The 21034-nt window shown below is 64.8% G+C and carries 10 protein-coding genes; 5 read left to right on the top strand and 5 right to left on the bottom strand.

What is annotated here, in order from left to right:
• Window positions 1-435 precede the first annotated feature (435 nt).
• From OIS53_RS10410 to OIS53_RS10400, 3 genes are all read left to right on the top strand, one after another.
• Entirely contained in the window at window positions 436-2742 is a 2307-nt protein-coding gene (locus tag OIS53_RS10410; protein WP_264678507.1) for a S46 family peptidase, read from the top strand.
• Between the two features lie 378 nt (window positions 2743-3120).
• The gene (locus OIS53_RS10405; RefSeq protein WP_264678506.1) at window positions 3121-6732 is read left to right on the top strand and encodes a PAS domain-containing protein; all 3612 of its coding nucleotides are present in this window, start codon (window positions 3121-3123) and stop codon (window positions 6730-6732) included.
• A gap of 42 nt (window positions 6733-6774) precedes the next feature.
• Window positions 6775-7179: a response regulator gene (locus OIS53_RS10400; protein WP_264678505.1), complete on the top strand. Its 405-nt coding sequence runs from the start codon at window positions 6775-6777 to the stop codon at window positions 7177-7179.
• Window positions 7180-7441: 262 nt separating this feature from the next.
• Here the strand turns inward: OIS53_RS10400 and OIS53_RS10395 are convergent, their stop codons facing one another.
• From OIS53_RS10395 to OIS53_RS10375, 5 genes are all read right to left on the bottom strand, one after another.
• Complete coding sequence (locus tag OIS53_RS10395; protein ID WP_264678504.1) at window positions 7442-7645, bottom strand: hypothetical protein; 204 nt, start codon at window positions 7643-7645, stop codon at window positions 7442-7444.
• 344 nt (window positions 7646-7989) lie between these two features.
• Window positions 7990-9777, bottom strand: coding sequence for an N-acetylmuramoyl-L-alanine amidase (locus OIS53_RS10390; protein WP_264678503.1), 1788 nt, complete (start codon window positions 9775-9777; stop codon window positions 7990-7992).
• Between the two features lie 319 nt (window positions 9778-10096).
• Window positions 10097-11992 (bottom strand): hypothetical protein, encoded by a 1896-nt coding sequence (locus OIS53_RS10385; protein ID WP_264678502.1) that lies wholly within the window; start codon window positions 11990-11992, stop codon window positions 10097-10099.
• A gap of 192 nt (window positions 11993-12184) precedes the next feature.
• Complete coding sequence (locus OIS53_RS10380) at window positions 12185-14539, bottom strand: N-acetylmuramoyl-L-alanine amidase (protein ID WP_264678501.1); 2355 nt, start codon at window positions 14537-14539, stop codon at window positions 12185-12187.
• A gap of 356 nt (window positions 14540-14895) precedes the next feature.
• Complete coding sequence (locus OIS53_RS10375) at window positions 14896-17397, bottom strand: peptidoglycan DD-metalloendopeptidase family protein (RefSeq protein WP_264678500.1); 2502 nt, start codon at window positions 17395-17397, stop codon at window positions 14896-14898.
• 385 nt (window positions 17398-17782) lie between these two features.
• Here OIS53_RS10375 and OIS53_RS10370 point away from each other — a divergent pair, with 385 nt between their 5' ends.
• Complete coding sequence (locus OIS53_RS10370; protein ID WP_264678499.1) at window positions 17783-18649, top strand: PorV/PorQ family protein; 867 nt, start codon at window positions 17783-17785, stop codon at window positions 18647-18649.
• Between the two features lie 104 nt (window positions 18650-18753).
• Window positions 18754-20907, top strand: coding sequence for a ComEA family DNA-binding protein (locus OIS53_RS10365; RefSeq protein ID WP_264678498.1), 2154 nt, complete (start codon window positions 18754-18756; stop codon window positions 20905-20907).
• Window positions 20908-21034 lie beyond the last annotated feature (127 nt).

Here is a 21034-nt window from a genome sequence, read left to right as displayed (position 1 = left end):
CTGGCTGCCCGCCTGCGCGCCGATGCGGCCGTGGCGGTACACGCGTTTGAAAGTACACGCGTTTGAAAGAAGGCTCTGCTGGTGCCCGCCGCCGGCTCCTCCGGTGCCCGCCAGCAGTGGCTGGGCCACTACCAGGGCTTCCACGAAACGGTAGTAGCTCCGGGTGTATAGCGCCGTGGCGTCCGTGACGCATCCGTGTACTACTGTAGTTCCGGCTGACCCGCGGATAGCGCCTTCTTGGTTGGTGGTAATTTTCGAGGCGTTTGCAGTAGAATCTTTTCGGTTTGTATAAAAAGCAGAGACACTTGCATCCTAGCTGTTTACTTCGGGCCACAATTGTTTTCTCGCCGCCTGCTGCTTAGACCCCTAGCGCACCCCTACAACTTAGAACCCATACTGTACTTTTGTTTACAATTCCTTAAACTCTTTCCCCTCATGCGTAAAAACAACTGGGCTATGGCCCTGGCGCTGGCAGTACTGCTGCCACTCACGGCCCGCGCCGACGAAGGCATGTGGCTGCCGCTCTTCGTGAAGCGGCTCAACCACGCCGACATGCAGAAAAAAGGCCTCAAGCTGACGGCCGAAGAAATCTACGATATCAACAATGCCTCGCTCAAGGACGCTGTGGTGCAGCTCGGCGGCTTCTGCACCGGCGAGTTTGTGAGCAGCCAGGGCCTGCTGCTCACCAACCACCACTGCGGCTACGACGCCATCCAGAGCCACAGCACCCCGCAAAACAACATCCTGCAAAACGGCTTCTTCGCCGCCACCAAAGCCGAGGAGAAAAAGAACCCCGGCCTGTTCGTGGACATCCTGGTGCGCATGGAAGACGTGACGGGCAAGGTGCTGGAAGGCATTACGCCCGCCACCCCGGAGCAGGAGCGCATGGCCACCGTGCAGAAGCGCCAGAAGGAGCTGGCCGACGCCGCCAAGGAAAACGGCCAGTACGTGGCCTACGTGCGCGACATGTTCGGAGGCAACGAGTACTACCTGTTCGTGTATCAGCGCTTCGGCGACGTGCGCCTGGTGGGTGCTCCGCCCGAGGCCGTGGGCAAGTTCGGCGGCGACACCGACAACTGGATGTGGCCCCGCCACACCGGCGACTTCTCCATGTTCCGGGTGTATGCCGACAAAAACAACAAGCCTACCGCCACGCCCCAGGACGGCAACGTGCCCTACGTGCCCAAAAAGCACCTGCCCGTGAGCCTGCAAGGCGTGAGTGAGGGCGACTTTGCTATGGTGTTCGGCTTTCCGGGCCGCACCCAGCGTTTTTTGCCCGCCGCCGGCCTCCAGCTGACCCTGGACCAGACCAACCCCGCCCGCATCAAGCTGCGCGACACCCGCCTGAAGCTGTGGAAGGAAGACATGGACCGGGACCCCGCCCTGCGCCTCAAGTACGCCTCCAAGTACGCCAGCATTGCCAACTACTGGAAGTACTTCATTGGGCAGAATGAGGGCATGAAGCGCCTGAAAACCGTGGAAGCCAAGCAGGCCGAAGAAAAGGCCCTGGCCGACTGGATTGCCCAGGACCCCGCCCGCCAGCAGCAGTACGGCGAGGCCCTGAGCACCATCAACCAGGCATACGCCGGGATACGCCAGTACAACCTGAGCGTGCAGTACATCAACGAGGGCGCCTTCGGGACGGAAATCATCACGCTGGCCTCGCGCCTGATGCCCCTGTACATGGCCCTGAAAGCCACGCCCGCCGACAAAGCCGCCATCCAGAAGGCTGCCGCCGACCTCAAGGAGCCCGTGGCCGAGCACTTCAAAGACTACAGCGCCCCTACCGATAAAAAGGTGTTTGCGGCGTTGATGAGCCTCTACCAGCAGGACGTGCCCAAGGACCAGCTACCCGACGTGTTCCAGACCGTGCAGAAGCAGTACGGCGGCTCGATGCAGAAGTACGCCGACTACGTGTTCAGCACCTCCTTCCTGACTTCGCAGGCCAAGACCGACGCCTTCCTGGCCGCGCCCACCCTGGCCAAGCTGGAAGCCGACCCGGCCTTCAAGACCATGAACTCGGTGTACACCAGCTTCACCCAGAATATTCTGCCCACCATGCAGGGCCTGCAAGCCGGCCTGGGCCGCGCCAACCGCCTCTACGTGGCCGCCCTGCGCGAAAAGAACGCCCAGAAGGTATACTCGCCCGACGCCAACTCCACCATCCGGCTGAGCTACGGCACGGTGCGCCCCTACCGGGGCCGCGACGCCGTGAGCTACGACTACAAAACCACGGCCCAGGGCATTCTGGAGAAGGAAGACCCCTCGAACCCCGAGTTTGTGGTGCCCCAGAAGGAGCTGGCGCTGCTCAAGCAGAAAGACTACGGCCGCTTCGCCGACAAAAACGGCAACCTGCCCGTGGCCTTCATCACCGACAACGACATTACGGGCGGCAACTCCGGCTCCCCCGTCATCAACGGCCGCGGGGAGCTGATTGGCGTGGCCTTCGACGGCAACTGGGAAGCCATGACCGGCGACCTGGCCTACGACCCCGAGCTGAAGCGCTGCATCAACGCCGACATCCGCTACGTGCTCTGGTGCGTGGAGAAGCTGGGCGGCGCCAAGCACCTGGTCGATGAAATGACCATCGTCAACAACGGCCCCAACCCCGGCGTGGGCCCCCAGACCTCGGCCTCGGCGGCCGCCGAGCTGGGCGACGTGGAAAAGATGAAGGTGAAAACCGACAAGGGTGGCAAAACCAAAATCAAGCGCAAAAAAGAAGACGCCGCTGCCGGCATGTAAGCCGCGTCATAGCTCAGGAGCCAGCGCCGGTTTCCCGCCTCGAAAGAAGGGGCAGGGGTGGTCGATACGGGTCAGAGCATCAACCAGAAACCAAGAAGCGGTTTGCATTGGTTTTTGCCGCGTCGCTACAGCGGGCTGACCAACTGGTTAGCTAACCCGAATACCCTCTACAAGCTACCACCAGTGCCGCTTTCCTTTTCGGGGAGAAGTGAGGCAACCAGCGCCAGCGCGGTATTTATTAAGAAAGCTTCGGTCCGTGGGCCGGAGCTTTTTTTATATACCACCGGGCAGCAGCACGAATTATTACCCATCTTAGTTGAATTGAACTGCTGGGTACATACCCCGGCTGCTGATTCCACGTGTTGTAGCTCGTTCCGTATGTCCCTTGCCGATTCTTACGATATTTTTGCTTCCGCCGACACCCTGCTGCACGACCTGCTGGCTGTTTCGCTCACCGGCATCAACCTGCTACGCCCGCTCTACGGCCCCGCTGGTGAGCTGAACGATTTTGCCATCGAGTACCTGAATCCGGCTGGCCAGCGCATATTGGGGCTGGCCGAGCAGCCCAGCGGCACGCTCCTCACGCACTTCCCCGGCTCCGTAGCAACCGGCGTTTTCGATTACTACCGGCGCGTGTACCAGGCAGAAGCTACCGACCTCTACGAGGTCAACTACCAGGCCGACGGCCTCGATAACTACTTCCGCCTGGCGGCCCGGCGCAGCGGCGAGCGGCTGCTGGTCAGCTTCACCGACACGGCAGACCAGCCCCGCACGCCCGTCGAAAATGCCCTACGCGAAGCGCAGGCCGTTGCCCAGGCCGCCCACGCCGAGGCCGAACTACAGCGCCAGCGCCTCCACGAAGTGCTGATGGCCCTGCCCGCCCAGGTAGCCACCTACCACGGCCCCGAGCACGTCTTCAGCTTCGTCAACCCACGCTTCCAGGCCTTCGTGCCCCAGCACGCCGTGCTCGGCCGGCCGGTGCGGGAGGTTGCTCAGGAGGCGGTAGCACCGGATGTATTTGCGCTGTTTGACCAGGTATATGCCACCGGGCAGCCCGTTGAAGTACGGGAGCTGGAAGTTACTCTGACTGAGCAGCAGCCCGGCCGCACTGCGTCGGTGTTTGTTAATGCCTTCTACCTTCCTCTGCGGAACGCGGAAGGTCATATTGATGGCCTGCTGGACTTTTCCTACGACGTAACCGAGCAAGTGCTGGCCCGCCGGCAGGTAGAGCAGCTCAACCAGGAGCTGGAAGCCCGCGTGCAGGAGCGCACCCGCGCGGCCCAGGCCGCCCGCGCCGAAGCTGAAGCGCAACGGGCCGAGCTACAGCACGTGTTTGAGCAGGCGCCGGTGGCCATTGCCATCTACCGGGGGCCGGAGCTGATAATCGAGTTGGCTAACTCGGCCATCGGCAAGCTGTGGGGCCGGCCGGTGGCGCAGGTTATCGGCCGGCCCCACTTCGAGGCCCTGCCCGACGCCCGAGGACAAGGCTTGGAGCAGATTTTCAGCCGGGTGCTGCAGACGGGAGAGCCATTCACCGCCATTGAAATACCCATGACCCTGGCCCGGCAACAGGCGGGCCTGCCAGCCCAGGGCTATTTCAACTGTACCTGGCAGCCTTTACGCAATGCGCAAGCGCAAATCACGGGCCTGATATTGGTGGGCGTGGAAGTAACCGGGCAGGTGCTTGCCCGCCAACGGGCCGAAGCTTTGCAGGCGGAACTACTGGCCGCCGCCCGGCGCCAGGCGCAGGAGCGCGAAACCCTCTACCAAGTGTTCGAGCAAACGCCGGCGGCCATCTGCATTCAGCGCGGAGCCGAGCACCGCTTCGAGTACGTGAATCCGGCTTACCAAGCCCTGTTTGCGGACCGCGTTTTCCCCGGTCGCACTCCAGCCGAGGCCCTGCCCGAAGCCTTCGAGCAAGGCTTCGTGGACTTGCTCGACCAAGTGTACCGCACGGGCGAAACCTTCCGCGGCACTGAATTGCCGGTGGTACTCAAAGACGCGGCGGGCACGCCCGTGCGCACCATTTACTTCAACTTCACCTACCAGGCCCTGCGGGAAAACGGCCAGACCGTGGGCATCTCCACCTTCGCCTACGACGTGACCGAGCAGGTACGGGCGCGGCAGGAGCGCGAGGTCCAGCAGCGCAGGCTCTACGCCCTGTTCGAGCAGGCCCCGGCCGGCATCTGCATCCACGCCGGCCCCAACCTGGTGTATGAGTTCATCAACCCCAGCTACCAGCGCCTGCTGCCCGGCCGCGCGCTGCTGGGCCGGCCCCTGTTCGAGGCCCTGCCCGAGCTGGTCGGCACGGACGTGGAAGCGCTGCTGCGCCACGCCTACGCGACGGGGGAAACCCACCAGGTGCAGGACTTGCTGATTCCCGTGGCCCGCGCCGAGGGCGAGGGCGAGCTGGAGGACCGCTACTTCACCTTCGTCTACCAGGCCCGGCGCGACGAGCACGGCCAGGTCAACGCCATTGTCAACTTTGTGTTTGAGGTAACCGAGCAGGTGCGCGCCCGCCGCAAAGTTGAGGATAGCGAGCAGCAGGTGCGCGCCGTAGTGGAGGGCGCCCCGTTCCCCATCGGCGTGTACGTGGGCCCGGAGTTCCGCATTCAGTTGGCGAACCAGGCCTTTTTGGCGGGCTGGGGCAAAGGACCGGACGTACTCGGCAGGCGCTTTGCCGAGGTATTGCCCGAGCTGGAAAACCAGGCCGTGTTCGAGCAATTAGAGCAGGTATTCACTACCGGCCAGCCCCTACACCTGCGCAACCAAGAGCTAGAAGTGGTTATGAACGGCGTGCCGCAGACGTTCTACTACAACTACAGCTTCATTCCGCTGCGCGACACCCACGGCCAGGTATACGGCGTCCTGAACACGGCCACCGACGTAACCGACCAGATAGTAGCCCGCCAGCAGGTCGAAGAAGCCGCTGCCGAGTTGCGCCTGCTCACGGCCCACGCTCCGGCCTTCCTCTTCCGCACCGACCCGGCCGGCCACATGACTTACCTCAATGAAGCGTTTTTTGAGTGGACCGGACTAGCGCGGGCCCAGCTGGCCACGTTAGACGACGTGTGGAGCATCGTGCATCCCGAGGATGTGGCGCCGGTGCAGGCGTCGTTCGAAGCCGCCGTAGCCGCCGGGCAGGGGTGGGAAAGCATGCCCTACCGCATGCGCCGCCGCGACGGGCAGTACCGCTGGACGATTACCCGGGCCCAGCCCTACCTGGGCCCCGACGGCACAGTGGCCGGCCACAGCGGCATCAACCTCGAAATTCACGAGCAAGTGGAGTTGCAGCGCCAGCTGCAGCGCACGAACGTGGACCTGGACAACTTCATCTACACGGCCTCGCACGATCTGAAAGCCCCCATCACCAACATCGAGGGCCTGCTGCTGGCCCTGCAGCACGAGCTGCCCGCCGCCAGCCGCGTGGGCGACGTGCCCCAGATGCTGCAGCTGATGCAGGAGGCGGTAGAGCGCTTCAAGCGCACGATTGCCCACCTTACTGACGTCTCGCGTTTGCAGAAAGAGTACAACCCGCCCCTGGCGCAGGTGGCGCTGGCCGCCGTCATCGAGGAAGTCCGCCTGGACCTGACGCCCCTGCTGCTCGCCACCCAGGCCCGTCTCGAGGTCGACGTGCCGGCCGACTGCCGGCTGATCTTCTCGGAGAAGAACCTGCGCTCGGTCGTGTACAACCTGCTCAGCAACGCCCTCAAGTACCGCCACCCCGACCGCGTGCCGCGGGTGCACATCCGCTGCCGCGCCGAGGCGGGCTACCAGGTGCTGCAGGTGCAGGACAACGGCCTGGGCATCGATTTGGCGCACGGGCAGGAGCAACTGTTTCAGCTGTTCCAGCGCCTGCACACTCACGTCGAGGGCACTGGCATCGGCCTCTACATGGTTAAGAAGATAGTGGAGAATGCCGGCGGCCACATTACGGTGCAGAGCCAGCTGGGCCAGGGCTCCACCTTCGCCGTATACTTTCTCCGGTAAGCTGGCACCGAAACCGCCCGGCCCGTACTACGCCCGCTTCGTATGCAAAAGCTGCCCTGTGTTTTATTGGTCGATGACGACCCCACCACCAACTTCCTCAACCGCAAGCTGCTGGAGCGCCTAGCCGTGTCCGACCAGATTGCCGTGGCCCTCAACGGCCGCGAGGCCCTGGACAAGCTGCGCGCGCAGTGCGGCCAGCAGCCCGCTGGCCACCCGGTGCTCCTCTTTCTGGACCTGAATATGCCCATCATGAACGGCATCCAGTTTCTGGAAGCCTACCGGCAGCTGCCGCCCGCCCAGCAGTGCGCCGTGGTGGTCGTCATGCTCACCACCTCCGTCCATCCGCAGGACGTGCAGCGCGTGGGGCAGCTGCCGGTCAACGACTTTCTCCACAAGCCCCTCACCCAGCAGCAAGTGGAGCGCGTGCTACAGCAGCACTTTGCCTAAGGCCACAACTGCCTGAGCTAGCGCCCATGACTACCTGGACGGCTGTAGAGACTCCAGCTACTGCGTCGCTACAAACCACTTGCCGACCAATTCCATCCAGTAGGTGAAGGCTGCTACGCGTAAACACAACGAGCAGGCCACTCGGCCTGCTCGTTGTGTTTCTACTAGAAAGTGGTACGGCTGGCTACCCGTACCCGTTTGTCTTCCTGCGCCAGGATTCCTGGCCCGCGGGAGCGTGGCAGGACCGAGGCCGAAAACTGCTCTAGATAGCTGCGGCTTCTGGCAAGGGGGCGCGGCGGCGCAGCAGGTCCTGGTCGAAGTAGGCGCCGACGGCTTCGGGGTCGTTTTTGTGCTGGAGAAGCAGGGTGAGCAGGTTCACGAATAGCTGCTCGGCCAGCTCTTGGCGCTCCTGCTGGCCTTGCTGGCTGCCGTCTTTGGCGGTGCATATGTAGCTTGTTGGTAGCATCGGCAGGTGCTAATGCTTTCTTACTTTCCTTTCTGTTCTGTATCCGCTCGGCGGCCGGCAGTTCGAGACCCTAACCCCGGCCGATGATGCCCTGCTTGTGGAGCTGGCCCGTAGCCACACGGCCACGGCGACGACCTACGTGGAGTTTGGGAATGGCGGGGGCCAGGATGTACTACGTACATGTTGGGCGCGGCGGGCCGTGGTGTGCCGCTGGCACAGGCCTTGCGGCAGCCGGGGCAGCAATAGGTAAATGAATTTCTTCGATAAAAAGCACATAGGGCACAGAAAAAGCCCCGGCAACATGCGCTGCCGGGGCCGGAGAAGGGCCAGAGTAAACGGGAAGGCTATTGCTTGAGCACGCGCATCATGTTGGTGGCATCTTCGCCTTCGATGCGTAGCAGGTACAGCCCACGGGTTAGCCCGTGGGTGGGCAGCGTGGCACGCTGGGCACCGGCTGGTTGCCGGCCTTCGGCCAGCACCGCCACGCGCCGTCCCTGCATGTCGTACACGGCCACAAGTACATGCTGGGCCCGGTTGAGGCGGTAGTCAACCTGCAAGGTGGTATTGCCTAGCGGGTTGGGAGCAGCCGTGGCTTCGAATTGGTTGACCACGGCACGGGCGCTGGCCGTGTTAGAAGCCCAGATAGCGGTGCCATGGTAGTACATGACCAGATTACCATTGTCTTCCAGGGTTACGTAGCTGCCGGGGTAGTTCCAGGTACCAGTGTTCCAGTGCGGAGTGCCGCTGTTGTCGTAAAGCACTAGGTTGCCGTCGCCTTGCATTACACAGGCCGTGATGTGGGGGCGGCCCCAGGTGTGCGTGTGCCACAGCGCCTGACTGCCTTGATACAGCACTAGGTTGCCGTCGCCCTGCATCAGCAATGTGTACTGCCCGTTGGGTGAGCGAAGCGACTGGCCTTGTTGCAGCGTTTGGCCCTGGTAGAGCGTGGAAGCAGCGGTAGTGGTCGGAGTTCCGCAGCCGGCGTCGAGGTAGGCTTGAATGACGGAGCGCAGCGTGGGCAGCTGGCCGTAGAGCACGTTGCCGGGGCAGGCGGTGCAGCCCTTATTGTCGCGGTGCCCACATACATTCGGGATGTTGCCAGCGGCGGGGTGCGTGGCGCTGCCCAGCGGATTAATGGCTTCCTTGGCCGCCTTCCAGGCCAGAATCTTCTTCAGGCTTTCCTTGGCGGCTGCCGTGGGGCCAACATTGCTGTAGTCGCCAAGCATACATACCCCCATGGTGTTGGCGTTGCCGCCGCAGAAGTGGGCCCCAATCACATTGTCCCCTCCGGAGCGACCTTCGTAAATCACGCCGTTGGGGTCGATGAGGTAGTTGTAGCCCACGTCGGCCCAACCATTGGCGTCGATGTGGTGGCTTTCGATGGAGCGCACCCGGGCCGCCCAGTCGGAGCTGGTGTTGGAGCCGGCTTCGTGGTGCACTACCAGGTGGGTCACAGTGGTATAAGAGCGGGTGCCCGTGGGCGTGCGGGCACCCCAGGCCGCCCGCGACGTCACAGCCGGCTTGGCGCAGGTTCCCGTGGTGGTATTGGTTGTGGAAGTAGCGTCAGCGGTTCCGCTGGCCGCAGAGGCGGGCGTCTCTCCGGGGCTGTAGAACACGGCTTCCAGCTGACTCAGGCCCGGCGTGGCGCCCCGCTCGGCCACCTCGGCGCGCACCTGTATGAAGCGCACGATGGACGCCAGTTCCAGGGGGCGGCTCACGCGGCGCCGGGCGTCGTCGTCGGCGTGCCCATCAAGGGCGCCGGCCTGCCACGGGCCCCACTGCCGCCCATCCGCCGAGGTGCGCACCGCAAATTGCAGCCCTTCCGCCGACAGGTTCTCGCCCTGCCACACCAATGACAGCACGATAAACGGCTTGGGGTTGGTCAGGGGCACTGCCAGAGTGCGCGTCATAAACGAGGCTACTTTGCCCACCGCTGGCCGCACAGCAGCGCCTGTGGCCGTCAGATTCTGGCGTTCCGCGTAGGAAGTGGCTTCCGCCAGGGGCAAGCTCAAGCGGCCCCGCCCTTCGCCTGCAAACAGCAGGCGGCCCGGCCGTATTTCTTGGGCCCGCAGGCGGGGCGCCGTGCTCAGCCCCAGACAAAGCAGGAGCAGCAACAAGTACACAGTTTTCATAGGTGGGTAGAAAGGTTGGTGAAAAAGGAAGTGCGTAGAAAGAAGACTAGCCATGTGGCGCGAATAAACTTTGCCGTTGGCTTTATCTTACCCCTGCCCACTAGCGAAGGGCCACAAGTGTGCAGCTAAAGGTGTCATGAAGATTGCTTCTTTGCAACTCCAAACCGAAGCGCGGCATCAGCGCCGGTAGTGGCTACGGGCTCTGCTCAAGAGAAGCAAGACGGCGCCGATGCAGCCTCATACCTCTGCGCTAGGCAGGCAAAAGCCCCGGCGCCGCACTGGCGCCGGGGCTTTTTCGGGGGTGAATAATCGGTAAACGCTACTTGCCGGCTGCTGGCTGGCCGTGGGGGTACCACTCGTACAACGACCAGGTGCCCTGGCGGCGGATGCGCTTCAAGCGTTGCTCCTGGATGAAGTCGTCGGTGCGCTCAAACAGGGCTAGCAGGTGGGGCCGCTCCTTCAGCAGCTCGCGGAAATGATTGTTCTGGCCATTGTAGTAGGCGCTGTCCACAAACACTAGAATCGGGCGCTGGTCGAGGCGGCGCAGCAGTTCGGGCGGGGGGCCGCCGGCCTGGGGCAGGCTCACAATCTGGGCGGCATGGGCCGGGGGCGTGCGGGCCGCTTTGTGCGTCATCATGGGCAGGCCCGTGATGCGCGACAACTGGTAGGTGCGGTTACAGTGCGGGTCGTCGGGGTCGATGGTGTAGTTGGGCGTGCCTTCGGAACCGACGTGGTAGAGCGGAAACGGCAGCACGGCCTGGTACTGCCTGAAATCGATCCACCCCAAAAACTGGCGCATGGGCGCCGCAGCCGGGTTGCCGGGGGCCAGCAGGTTGTCGCGCTGGGTGTTGTCGCGGTAGAAGCGCATGGCGTCCTTGGTGTCGATGACGAGCAGGGCGGCCAGCACCGGCAGGGCCCAGCGCAGGTGCGGGTGGCGGCGCCACTGCGCCACGTACCACGCCACCCCCAGCAGCACGGCCCACCAAAACGGCCATACAAAGCGGCCCAGCGCCCGAAACTGCGTGACGCGGTCCGTGATTTTGCGCAGCCACAGAAAGGGGTTCGTGTAATTGTGCAGCACGTAGGCGTCGTTGTCGAGCAGGTAGGTTTCGCCCAGGGCAATGGACACCATCGGCAGGCTCGCCACCAGCAACAGCCCCACGAACTGCACCGCCGGCGGCAGGGGCCGCACCAGGGCCGGCAAGCGGCGCAGTAGGGCCAGCCCCCCGATGAGCAAGCCCGCATACAGCCCGAACGCCGTGAGGTAGGCCGAGGACTCATAGGGCACGCTGGCCATGCGCTCCAGCGGAAACCGGATGTGGTTGTAGTCGTAGCCGCGGAAGAAGGCGCCGAACTGCAGCTTCCATTCTATCCAGTCGTAGCCGCCGCTGGCCGCGGGCCGTTCGTAGTAGCGGCCATCCAGCAGCATCAGGGAGCCGACCGTGACGATGCCCGCCACGAGCAGAGTGCCACCCCCCCACACGGCCAGCGGCAGCCAGGGCCGGCGGGCGCGCAGCTCCCGCACAATCCAGAGCAGCAGGAAAAAGCCGCTCATAGCTCCCAGAATAGCCAGGTAGTAGAAGTGAATATAGGAGGCCACCACCAGGCTCACCCCCAGCCACCCCCACCACTTCCGCACCGGGCGGCCCGCCGCCTGCGCCAGGTAGAGCTGCAACAGCACCCACACAACCAGCAGCAGGGCGGGCGTGTAGGCCAGGCTGAAGTGGCCTACCTGCAAGCGGATGGTTTGCGGCCCCAGCCAGGGCAGAGCCACGCTCACCAGCACGGCCAGCCAGCCGGGCAGGGCCAGCAGCCGGGCAATGCGGTGCAGCAGCCAGGTGCTCAGCACGAAGCTGCTCAGGATAAACAAGTCGTAGAGGTAGAGGCCGTAGGGCGCCAGGGCCGGCACGGCCTGCACCAGCGCGTGCAAAGGCGCAATCAGCAGGGGCGTGCTGTCGGTGTAGTACATATACTCCCCGAACGGATAGTTGTGCCCGTGCACCAGCATACCGCTGCCCATGGGCTGCTGCAAAAACGACTCAATGGAGAAGTAGATTTTGATGCCGTCGAAGTGGTCGACGAGGATGTACTGGCCGGGGTTGAAGATCAGCTTGCTGAAGGTGTACAGCACCAGCACCAGCTGAAGCAGCACGGCCAGCAGCCCGCGCAGCCACGGGCGGCTGGCTAGCTGGCGAAAAGCAGAGGTAGCAGACATGAAATAGAAGCGGGAAGCAAAACGAGGCGGCAAACTATCCATAAAAAGCGAAGCCTCCCATTTCCCCAGCCCCAGAAAACCGAACTCCGGCCACCAGCCCGCCAGCTCACCTGCCGTCCCGGACAGACGCACACGGCCCCGGCAACACAGGTTGCCGGGGCCGTGATACGCAGAGGCACGGAGCCGAAAAGGCTACTGCTTCAGCAGGCGCAGCACTTCGTGGGTGCCGTCGGCGGTGCGCACGCGCAGCAGGTACAGGCCGCGGGGCAGCTGCTGGCTGGGCAGGGTGAGGAGCTGGTCACCGGCCGGGGCCGGGCCTTCGTGCAGGGTCAGCAGGGGCTTGCCGCGCAGGTCAGTCACGGTTACGGTTACGGGCTGGGCGCGGGCCAGGTGGTACGACACGCGGGCCGACTGCTCGGGCAGCGGGTTGGGGTACACCGCCGCCCCGAAGCTGCTGCCGCTGCCCGTGAGGCGGGCCGCCGTAGCGGCAGCCGGGAAGCTCACCACCAGGTCCAGGTTGCCTACGCTCGACCAGTTATTGGCCGCGTCGCGCACCAGGCTCTTGATTTTGGCGCCGGCCGTAGTGGTGCTGGGGCTCCGGCGGCGGGCATCCTGCGTGGCCTCGGGGCCCACCGTCACCAGCTTGCTGGTGCTGCGGCTCTTGTACACTTTCAGGTCGTCAAACTCCACCTCGGCCTGGTTGGTGCGCAGCGTGAAGCCGGTACCCGAGGTCAAGGGCGTAGTGTCGGTCCAGGAGAGCTTGAGGGAGTTGTTGACGTAGACGTTGAGCGTGCCCGTGCTGGTGTTGTAGGTGGCTTTGTAGTCGGACCAGGTGCCGGAGCTGAGGCTCAGGCTGGCCGAGGCCCGCTCGTTGAGCACGTTGCTCACCGTCTCGATGATGCGCACCTTCTGGTCGTCGGCCGAAAACCACACCAGGTAGGAGTTGCCCCGCTCCGTCGCCGTTACGTCCGAAGCCATGATGTGAAAGCCGAAGCGGCGGCTACCGGTGGTGTTGTTCAGCTTGGCGGCGAAGTTGTAGAGGTAAGTCTGCCCCGAGCCCTGGGTGAGAGCCGTCGAGATGTTGGTGTTGGTGAGGGTAGTGTTAGCCTGCTTCAGACGGCCTTCGGTAGTCAGAATCCACTGCCCGGTGCGGATGGTCCACTCCGTGTTGATGGTGGAGCCCACGAAGTTGTCGTTGAAGAAGCCGTTGCCGCGGTTGGCCCGCCACTCAGCCCCGGTATTCTCCAGCACCTGGTAAAACCGCTCCGCCACGCCCACGTTGTCGGCGTCGGTGAAGGTGGCCGTGAAGTCGTCGGCCACGGTGGTAGCCGGGGCGCTGATGCTGGTGGTGGGTGCCTGGGTGTCGGCCACCGGGCCACTGCCGCAGCCGGCGTCGAGGTAGCTCTGAATGTCGGCGCGCAGCGTGGGCAGCTGGCCGTAGAGCACATTGCCGGGGCAGGCGGTGCAGCCTTTGTTGTCGCGGTGCCCGCACACGTTCGGAATGGTACCGGCGGCGTAGTGGGTGGAAGAGCCCAGGGGGTTGATGTTTTCGCGGGCGGCCTTCCAGGCCAGAATCTTCTTCAGGCTTTCCCTAGCCGCGGTGGTGGGCGCAATGCTGCTGTAGTCGCCGAGCATGCACACGGCCATGGTGTTGGCGTTGCCGCCGCAGAAGTGCGCCCCAATTACATTGTCCCCTCCGGAGCGACCTTCGTAAACCACCCCGTTGGGGTCGATGAGGTAGTTATACCCTACGTCCGACCAGCCATTGGCGTCGATGTGCAGGCTTTCCACGGCCCGCACCCGGGCCGCCCAGTCGGAGCTGGTGTTGGAGCCGGCCTCGTGGTGCACTACCAGGTGGGTCACAGTGGTATAAGAGCGGGTGCCCGTGGGCGTGCGGGCGCCCCACCCGGCCCGCGACGTTACGACCGGCTTGGCGCAGGTAACGGCAACCTGACTAGTGGCATCCTGGGCCGTCAGGTCTGGTGCAGTAGTGGCCGCGGCGGGCGTTTCGCCGGGGCTGTAGAACACGGCTTCCAGCTGGCTGAGCACCGGCGTTGCGCCCTGGCCGGCCACCTCGGCACGCACCTGCACGAAGCGCACGGTGGGCGCCAGCTCCTGGGCCCGGCTCACGCGCCGGGTGGCATCATCGTCGGCGTGCCCGTCCAGGACGCCCGGCTGCCAAGCGCTCCACTGCAAACCGTCGCGGGAGGTACGCACGGCAAAGCGCAGCGCTTCCCCCGCCAGGTTTTCGCCCCGCCACACCAGCGAGAACACCACGAAAGGCTTGGGGTTAGTAAGGCCTACGGCAATAGGACGAGTAGTGAAGGAGGCTGCTGCTTTGCCTGGAGCAGGCCGCGCGGCTGCCCCAGCTACGGCCAAGTCCTGACGGTCAGCGTAGGATTCGGCGCTGGCCAGCGGCAGACTGACGCGGCCCTGGCCTTCACCGGCAAACAGGCTACGGCCCGGCCGCAGCTCCTGGGCCCGCAGGCCGGGCATCGTGGTCAGCCCCAGACACAGCAGGAGCAGAAAAAGGGTAAGGGTTTTCATGAATGTTAGGGGTTTGGTGGGAAAGGAGTTGAGGTTGCCTCACCCCCTAGCTCCCTCTCCGGGGGAGAGGGGGAACTAGCTACTAGTTTTCTAGAACTAGAAGTTAGCTTCTCTCCTTGGAAAAGGGGCTGGGGGGGTGACCAAGCGGCAGCACGTCGGCTAGAAGCTACAGCTAGTTCCCCCTCTCCTTTTCCGGAGAGGGGGCTAGGGGGTGAGGCGACTAGGGCTAGGATGTCAGAGCACCCGAGCGGCGCGGTACCGCATGGCCGCTGGCGCGGCCGCAAGTCGGGAGACTTGCCCCATTTTTCGGCGGGCAGACGCCTCGCCTGCGGCGAGAAGTCTGCCGCCAGGGAGGATTACTGCCGCACCACGCGCGTGACGGTGGCTTGGCGGCCGGCGCGCACCTGCACGAAGTAGGTGCCGGGGGCTAGGGAAGCTAGGCGGGTCAGGGCCAGTTCGTGGGTGCCGGCGGCCTGGGTTTCCTCGGGCCAGCTCAGCACCGTGCGGCCAAACCGGTCGAGGACGGCCACGCGCACGGGAGCCGAGCCGGGCAGGGCGTAGCGCAGGGTGGCGTTGGTTTCGAGCGGGTTGGGGTACACGTCGGCGCGCAGGGCAGTGGCGGCGCTGGCCGGGGCCGGGATGATAATGTCCAGGTTGCCGGCCGCCGACCAGTTGCCGGCGGCGTCGCGCACCATGCTCTTTACTTTGCAAGCCGGCGTGGTGCTGTTCGGCGACACCCGGCGGGCATCTTTGCTGGTGGCCGAGCCCACGGTCACCACCTTGCTGGTGCTGCGGGCCTTGTACACCTTCAGGTCGTCGAAATCTACCTGGGCCTGGTTGGTGCGCAGCGACATATAAGAGCCCGAAGTGAGGGGCGTGGCGTCGGTCCAGCTTAGCACCGGGCGGTTGTTCTGGAACACCCGAATCGTGCCGCTGTTGGTGCTGTAGCTGATTTTGTAGTCGGCAAAGCTGCCGGCGGCCACCACCACGTCGGCGCTGGCCCGCTCATACAGCACGTTGTTTATTGTCTCGATGATGCGCACTTTCTGGTCGTCGTTCGTGAACCATACCAGGTAGGAGTTGCCCCGCTCGCGCAAGGTGGCGTCCGAGGCCATCAGGTGCAGCCCGAAGCGGCCCGTGCGGGTGTTGTCGTCGCCGACGAGGCGGGCGGCGAAGTGGTAGAGGTAGGCGTTGCCGGCGGTCTGCGACAGGAAAGTGGTGGCAGCGGTGTTGGTGGCCGTGAGGCTGCTCTGGCGTAGGCGGCCATCCGTCGTCACGGCCCAAGTGCCCTGCCAGTCGGCCTGGCCCAGGGTGTAGTCGGGGTGCAGGGCGCCGGTGCCGAAGTTGTCGTTATAGAAGCCGTTGCCGCGGTTGGCCCGCCACTCGGCCCCGGTATTCTCCAGCACCTGGTAAAACCGCTCCGCCACGCCCACATTATCGGCGTCGGTGAAGTTGACGGTGAAATCCGCCGACTGCGTGGTGCCGCCCACGGCGGCCAGCGTAGAGGTGGGAGCCTGCGTATCGGTAGCGGGCGGCGGGGTGCTGCCCGGCGCGGGCGTAGAGGAAAGGTAAGGGAAGCCCTGGCGGGGCTGGCCGGCATCGGCGAAGGTACCGATGGTGGAGGCATTGCCGCCGGCGGCCCGCCATTCAAAGTGGATATGGTCGCCCGACGACTGGCCCGTGGTGCCTTCCAGGCCCAGCACCGTGCCCGTTTGTACCTGCTGGCCCACGGCTACCCGAATGCTCTTGTTGTGGCCGTAGTAGGTGCGGGTGCCGTCGGCGTGCTGCACCACCACCAGGTTGCCGTAGCCGCAGCCACAGTCGCTGGCCACCGTCACCTGCCCTGCGGCAGCGGCCCGCACGTTCTGGTCGGCATTGTCCGGGGTGTCGAAGTCGATGGCCGCGTAGGAGTGCTGGGCAATGCCGTCGTACACCGTGATGCGCGGCCCGCTGGGCGAGTGAGGCTGCGAAGGTGCCGGCGTGCCGTGCCGCGACACGTAGTAGGTGCGGCCCGCGTCCCAGGGCAGGCGGTACTCAATGGCCGAAGCCTGGGCTACCAGCGAAGAGGCCTCGGCGGGCGGAGCTTCCGTGGAAGCCGCCTGCACGTCGGCCGCGTTCAGGTCATCGGCGCTCCAGCCAGCCACGGTGAAGTCGGCATTGGGGCGGCGGGCCAGCACAGTCTGGGTGCGGGCCGTCAGGCTGAACACGGCCACGGCATCAGCGGCGCCGTGCAGACGGTCGGGCCGTGCGGCCGTGCTCAGGGAGTAGAGCAATTGCTGGCCGTCGGGCGAGAGCAGGGGAGTGCTGAAGTAGCCGGCCGGCAGGGACAGGCGCCGGGCCTGGCGCGTGGCGAGGTCGTAGGCCCACACGCCTTCGTGGTTGAGGTCGGTATCAAAACGCAGCGCTTCCATGTACAGCACCCGGCTCTGCGGCCCCCAGGCAATGGGCTTGAATGCCAGGCCCGGCGCTGGACTGCTGCCCTGGTCAAACAGTAGCTCCCGCTGCCCGGTGCCGGCGTTGTACACCCACAGGCGGTAGTCATTGCCAATAACGGTGCGCTCCAAATACGACCATTGCCGGGAGGCCGGCGCCTGCACACCCTGAAACAGCACCCAGCCAGTGGGCACGCTCAGGCGGGCGTCTATCTGGGCGGGGCTAAGGGCCACCACGGGCCCCGGCGCGAGGCGGCCGGGCTTAGGTGCAACGGCCGTGCCTACCAGTTCAGGCGCACGGCCGGGCGCGGCAGTCAGCAGCTGGCGGTGTTGGTAAAAAACTGCACGTGGGGTGGGTTGGGCGTGGCTGAGGGCAGGCACAGCCAGCACGGCCCCCAACAGGAGGACGGAGTAGGGTTTTTTCATGAAGGTAATCAGGTTGTGGAAAGGGGCGGAATACCATTCAAGGCGAAAAATCCTAAAATGGCGAGGTTAAACTACTTGCCGCTCAGCTTAGTACAACATCTATTATCTAGAAAGTAAAAATTATGTACAAGCCATTGAATAAATCCATAATAGGAATGTACTATAACGTTATAGTTGAGCTAAAAGCTGATGGGAAGTCGTAGGCGTGGCGGAGCACTAGCGTATTCTTCGGGTCAGCAAGCCGGGCCTCTTCATCTATAAAACTGGACAGTTGCAGCGAAGACACTTGGGCAACTCCCCGGAAGTAGCTACTTTTCAGCAGCTGAGTTTTATCGTCTTGTGAATGGGTAAACGCTACGTATCGTTAGGTTTTCTGCTGATTGGTATGAGTATGAGGGCCCACGCCCAGGGCTACGGCCCCGGCGTGTGGGGCGCCCGCGCGGCGGGCCTGGGCCGGGCCTCCGTCACGCTGGCCAACGATGCCTGGGCGGCTGGCAACAACCCCGCCGGCCTGGGCGAGCTGGGTACCAAAACCGTTGGCTTTCAGGCCGCCAATCAGTTTCTGCTGGCTAATTTAAACACCGTGGGGCTGGCCGTGGCCCTACCCGTGGGCGCGGCGCGGCCGGCCCCAGCCGTGCCCGGCGTGCCGGCCGCCGTGGCTGCGGCCCAAGCTCCGCGCTACGGGGTAGTGGGCGTCACGGCCCGGCGCTTCGGCAACCAGCAGTACGCCGAGCAGGGCCTGGGCCTGAGCTACGGCTACCGCCTGGGCACGGTGAGCGTGGGCGCCCGGCTGGAGGTGTTGCAGCTCAGCATCGAAGGGCTGGGCAGCCGCCGGGCCGTAGCCGCCTCGCTGGGCGGGCAGGCCGACATTGTGCCGCGCAAGCTCACGTTCGGGGCCAGCCTCAGCAACCTCAACCAGGCCCGCCTGGCCCCCGACCAGGACGAGCGCCTGCCCACCGTGCTGCGGGCCGGCCTGGCCTACCGACCCTCTAAAAAAGTGCTGCTGCTCACCGAAGTAGAAAAAGACGTGGAGCAGGATGCCGACGTGCGTGCCGGCCTGGAGTACCAGGTGCTGGCGCCGCTGGCGCTGCGGGCCGGCCTCTCGGCCCTCACCGAGCAGCTTACCGGCGGCGTGGGCTTCCGCGCCGGCCAGCTGCGCATCGACTACGCCGCTGCCTGGCATACTGCCCTGGGCCTGAGCCAGCACCTGAGCGTGGAGGTTTCGGTGGGGAAACTGGGGCAGAAGCCATGAAGGTGATAAGCTTCACGCTTCACGCCGCAAGCTGCAAGCCCCACAACTACTTGCGGTCTGTAGTCTATGCTGTAAGGCTGACGTTAAGCTTGCTTTCCTTCCGAGTGCCCCGCCTGAAGCGGACAAGAGCTGAAAATGGGGGCCAACCCTGCCAACCCTGCTGGCGCCTGACCCTGCTTGCCCTCCTGACCTGCCTCATCTACCCAGCTCAGGCCCAGGAGTATGCTCGTCCGGCCGTGGCCGACCTTGACCGGCTGACTCAAGAGCTGTTTGCCGAAATCCAGAGCGACCAGGTGCCGTACGAGGACCTCTACGAAACGCTGCTGCAGTACTACCAAACCCCGCTTAACCTTAATACGGCCACCCGCGAAGACCTGCGCGGCCTGCTGCTGCTGTCCGAAACCCAGATTACGGCTCTGCTCAGCCACCGCCAGCAGCTGGGGCCGCTGCTGAGCGTGTATGAGCTGCAAAGTGTGGAGGGTTTTGATTTGCGGACCATCTACCGCGTGCTGCCCTTCGTGACGGTGCAGGCCAGTGGGCCGGCGGGGCTGGGGCCGCTGTGGCAGCGCATCCGCCGCGAAGACAACAACGCCCTGTTTCTGCGCTACGAGCGGGTGCTCCAGGACCGCCGCGGCTACGCCGCCCCCGACACCGTGCGCGGCGGGGCGCCGGCCACCCGCTACCTGGGCTCCCCCGACAAGCTGCTGGTGCGCTACCGCGTCAGCCACGCCAAGGACTTCAGCCTGGGCTTCACGGCTGAGAAAGACGCCGGCGAGGCGCTGACCTGGGACCCCGCCACCCGCCGCTACGGCGCCGACTTTTACTCGGCCCACTTTGTAGTGCAGGAGCGGGGCCGATTGAAAACCCTGGCTCTAGGTGATTATCAGCTGCAATTCGGGCAAGGGCTGCTGCTGTCCTCGGGGCTGGCGGTGGGCAAGGGGGCCGAAACCATAACCACCCTACGGCGCAGCTCGGTGGGCGTGCGGCCCTACTCCTCGGTGCTGGAAAACACGTTTTTCCGGGGCGCAGCCGCCACGGTGCAGGTGCTGCCCCGAGTGCAGGTCACGGGCTTCGCCAGCCACCGCCGCGCCGATGCCACCGTGCAGCTCCCGGCCGACTCCCTAGCCGGGTTCGACGAGTTTTCGTCGGGCCTGCTCCTGACCGGCTTCCACCGCACGCCCACCGAGCTGCGCAACCGCCAGGCCCTGCGCGAAACCGTGCTGGGCGGCCACCTGGGCTACACCAGCACGGGCGGCGACTTCGCGGCCGGCCTCACGGCCGTCAATACGTTGTTTGATAAGCCCTTGCAGCGGCGGCCTGAGCCCTACAATGTCTATGAGTTTCGGGGGCGGCGCAACCTGGCGCTGGGCGCGCACTACAGCTACGTGTGGCGCAACCTGCTGCTGTTCGGCGAAACGGCCCGCTCCAGCAGCGGCGGCCTGGGCACCGTGAACGGCCTGCTGGCCAGCCTCAGCCCCGCCGCCGACGTGGCCGTGCTCTACCGCCGCTACGCCCGCCACTTCCACAGCCTCTACGGCAACGCACTCAGCGAAAACACCCGCAATAGCAACGAAAACGGCCTGTACCTGGGCCTGAAGCTGCGGCCCGCTTCGCGCTGGGAAGTAGCCGCCTACTACGACCAGTTCCGCTTCCCGTGGCTGCGCTACCGGGTGGGCGCCCCCAGCACCGGCCACGACTGGCTGGTGCGCCTCACCTTCAGCCCCAGCAAAACCAGCCTGCTCTACGTGCAGCTGCGCCAGCGCACCAAGGCCCTCAACGCCGACACGCTGCGCCCCGTGCCCCTGCCCGTACCCACCCAGCGCCGCAGCCTGCTCTTGTTCTACGACGCCAGCCCCACGCCCACGCTCAGCCTGCGCACCCGCCTGCAAGGCACCCAGTACAGCGAAGACCTGGGCCCGCGCCGCCGCGGCTTCGTGCTGGCCCAGGATGTAACCGTGACGCCCCTGCCGCGTCTGCGCCTCTCGGCCCGCTACGCCCTCTTCGACACCGACGACTACGACACCCGCCAGTACGTGTTCGAGCAAGACGTGCTCTACGCCTTCTCCGTGCCCGCCCTGGCCGGCCGTGGCACCCGCGCCTACGCCCTGGCCCAGGTGGAAATCAGCCGCCACCTCACCCTCTGGCTCCGCTACGCCGACACCCACTACCGCCACCAGCGCACCGTCGGCTCCGGCCTGGAGGAAATCCAGGGCCCCCGCCGCTCGGAGGTGAAAGCCCAGGTGCGGTATCGGTTTTAGTGCAGATAAGTAAACGTCCTGCTGAGCGAAGCTGGAGGCGGAGTCGAACCGAAGGTCGCCGCAGGCAAGCATCTCTCCCGCTTCGTCCTCACAATTGGAGTTAGCCCGCAGTAGAGATGCTTCGACA

This window comes from Hymenobacter sp. YIM 151500-1 (assembly GCF_025979885.1).
GTDB lineage: Bacteria > Bacteroidota > Bacteroidia > Cytophagales > Hymenobacteraceae > Hymenobacter.
Note: the sequence above shows the minus strand (reverse complement) of the source record. Positions and strands in the feature narration are given on the sequence as shown.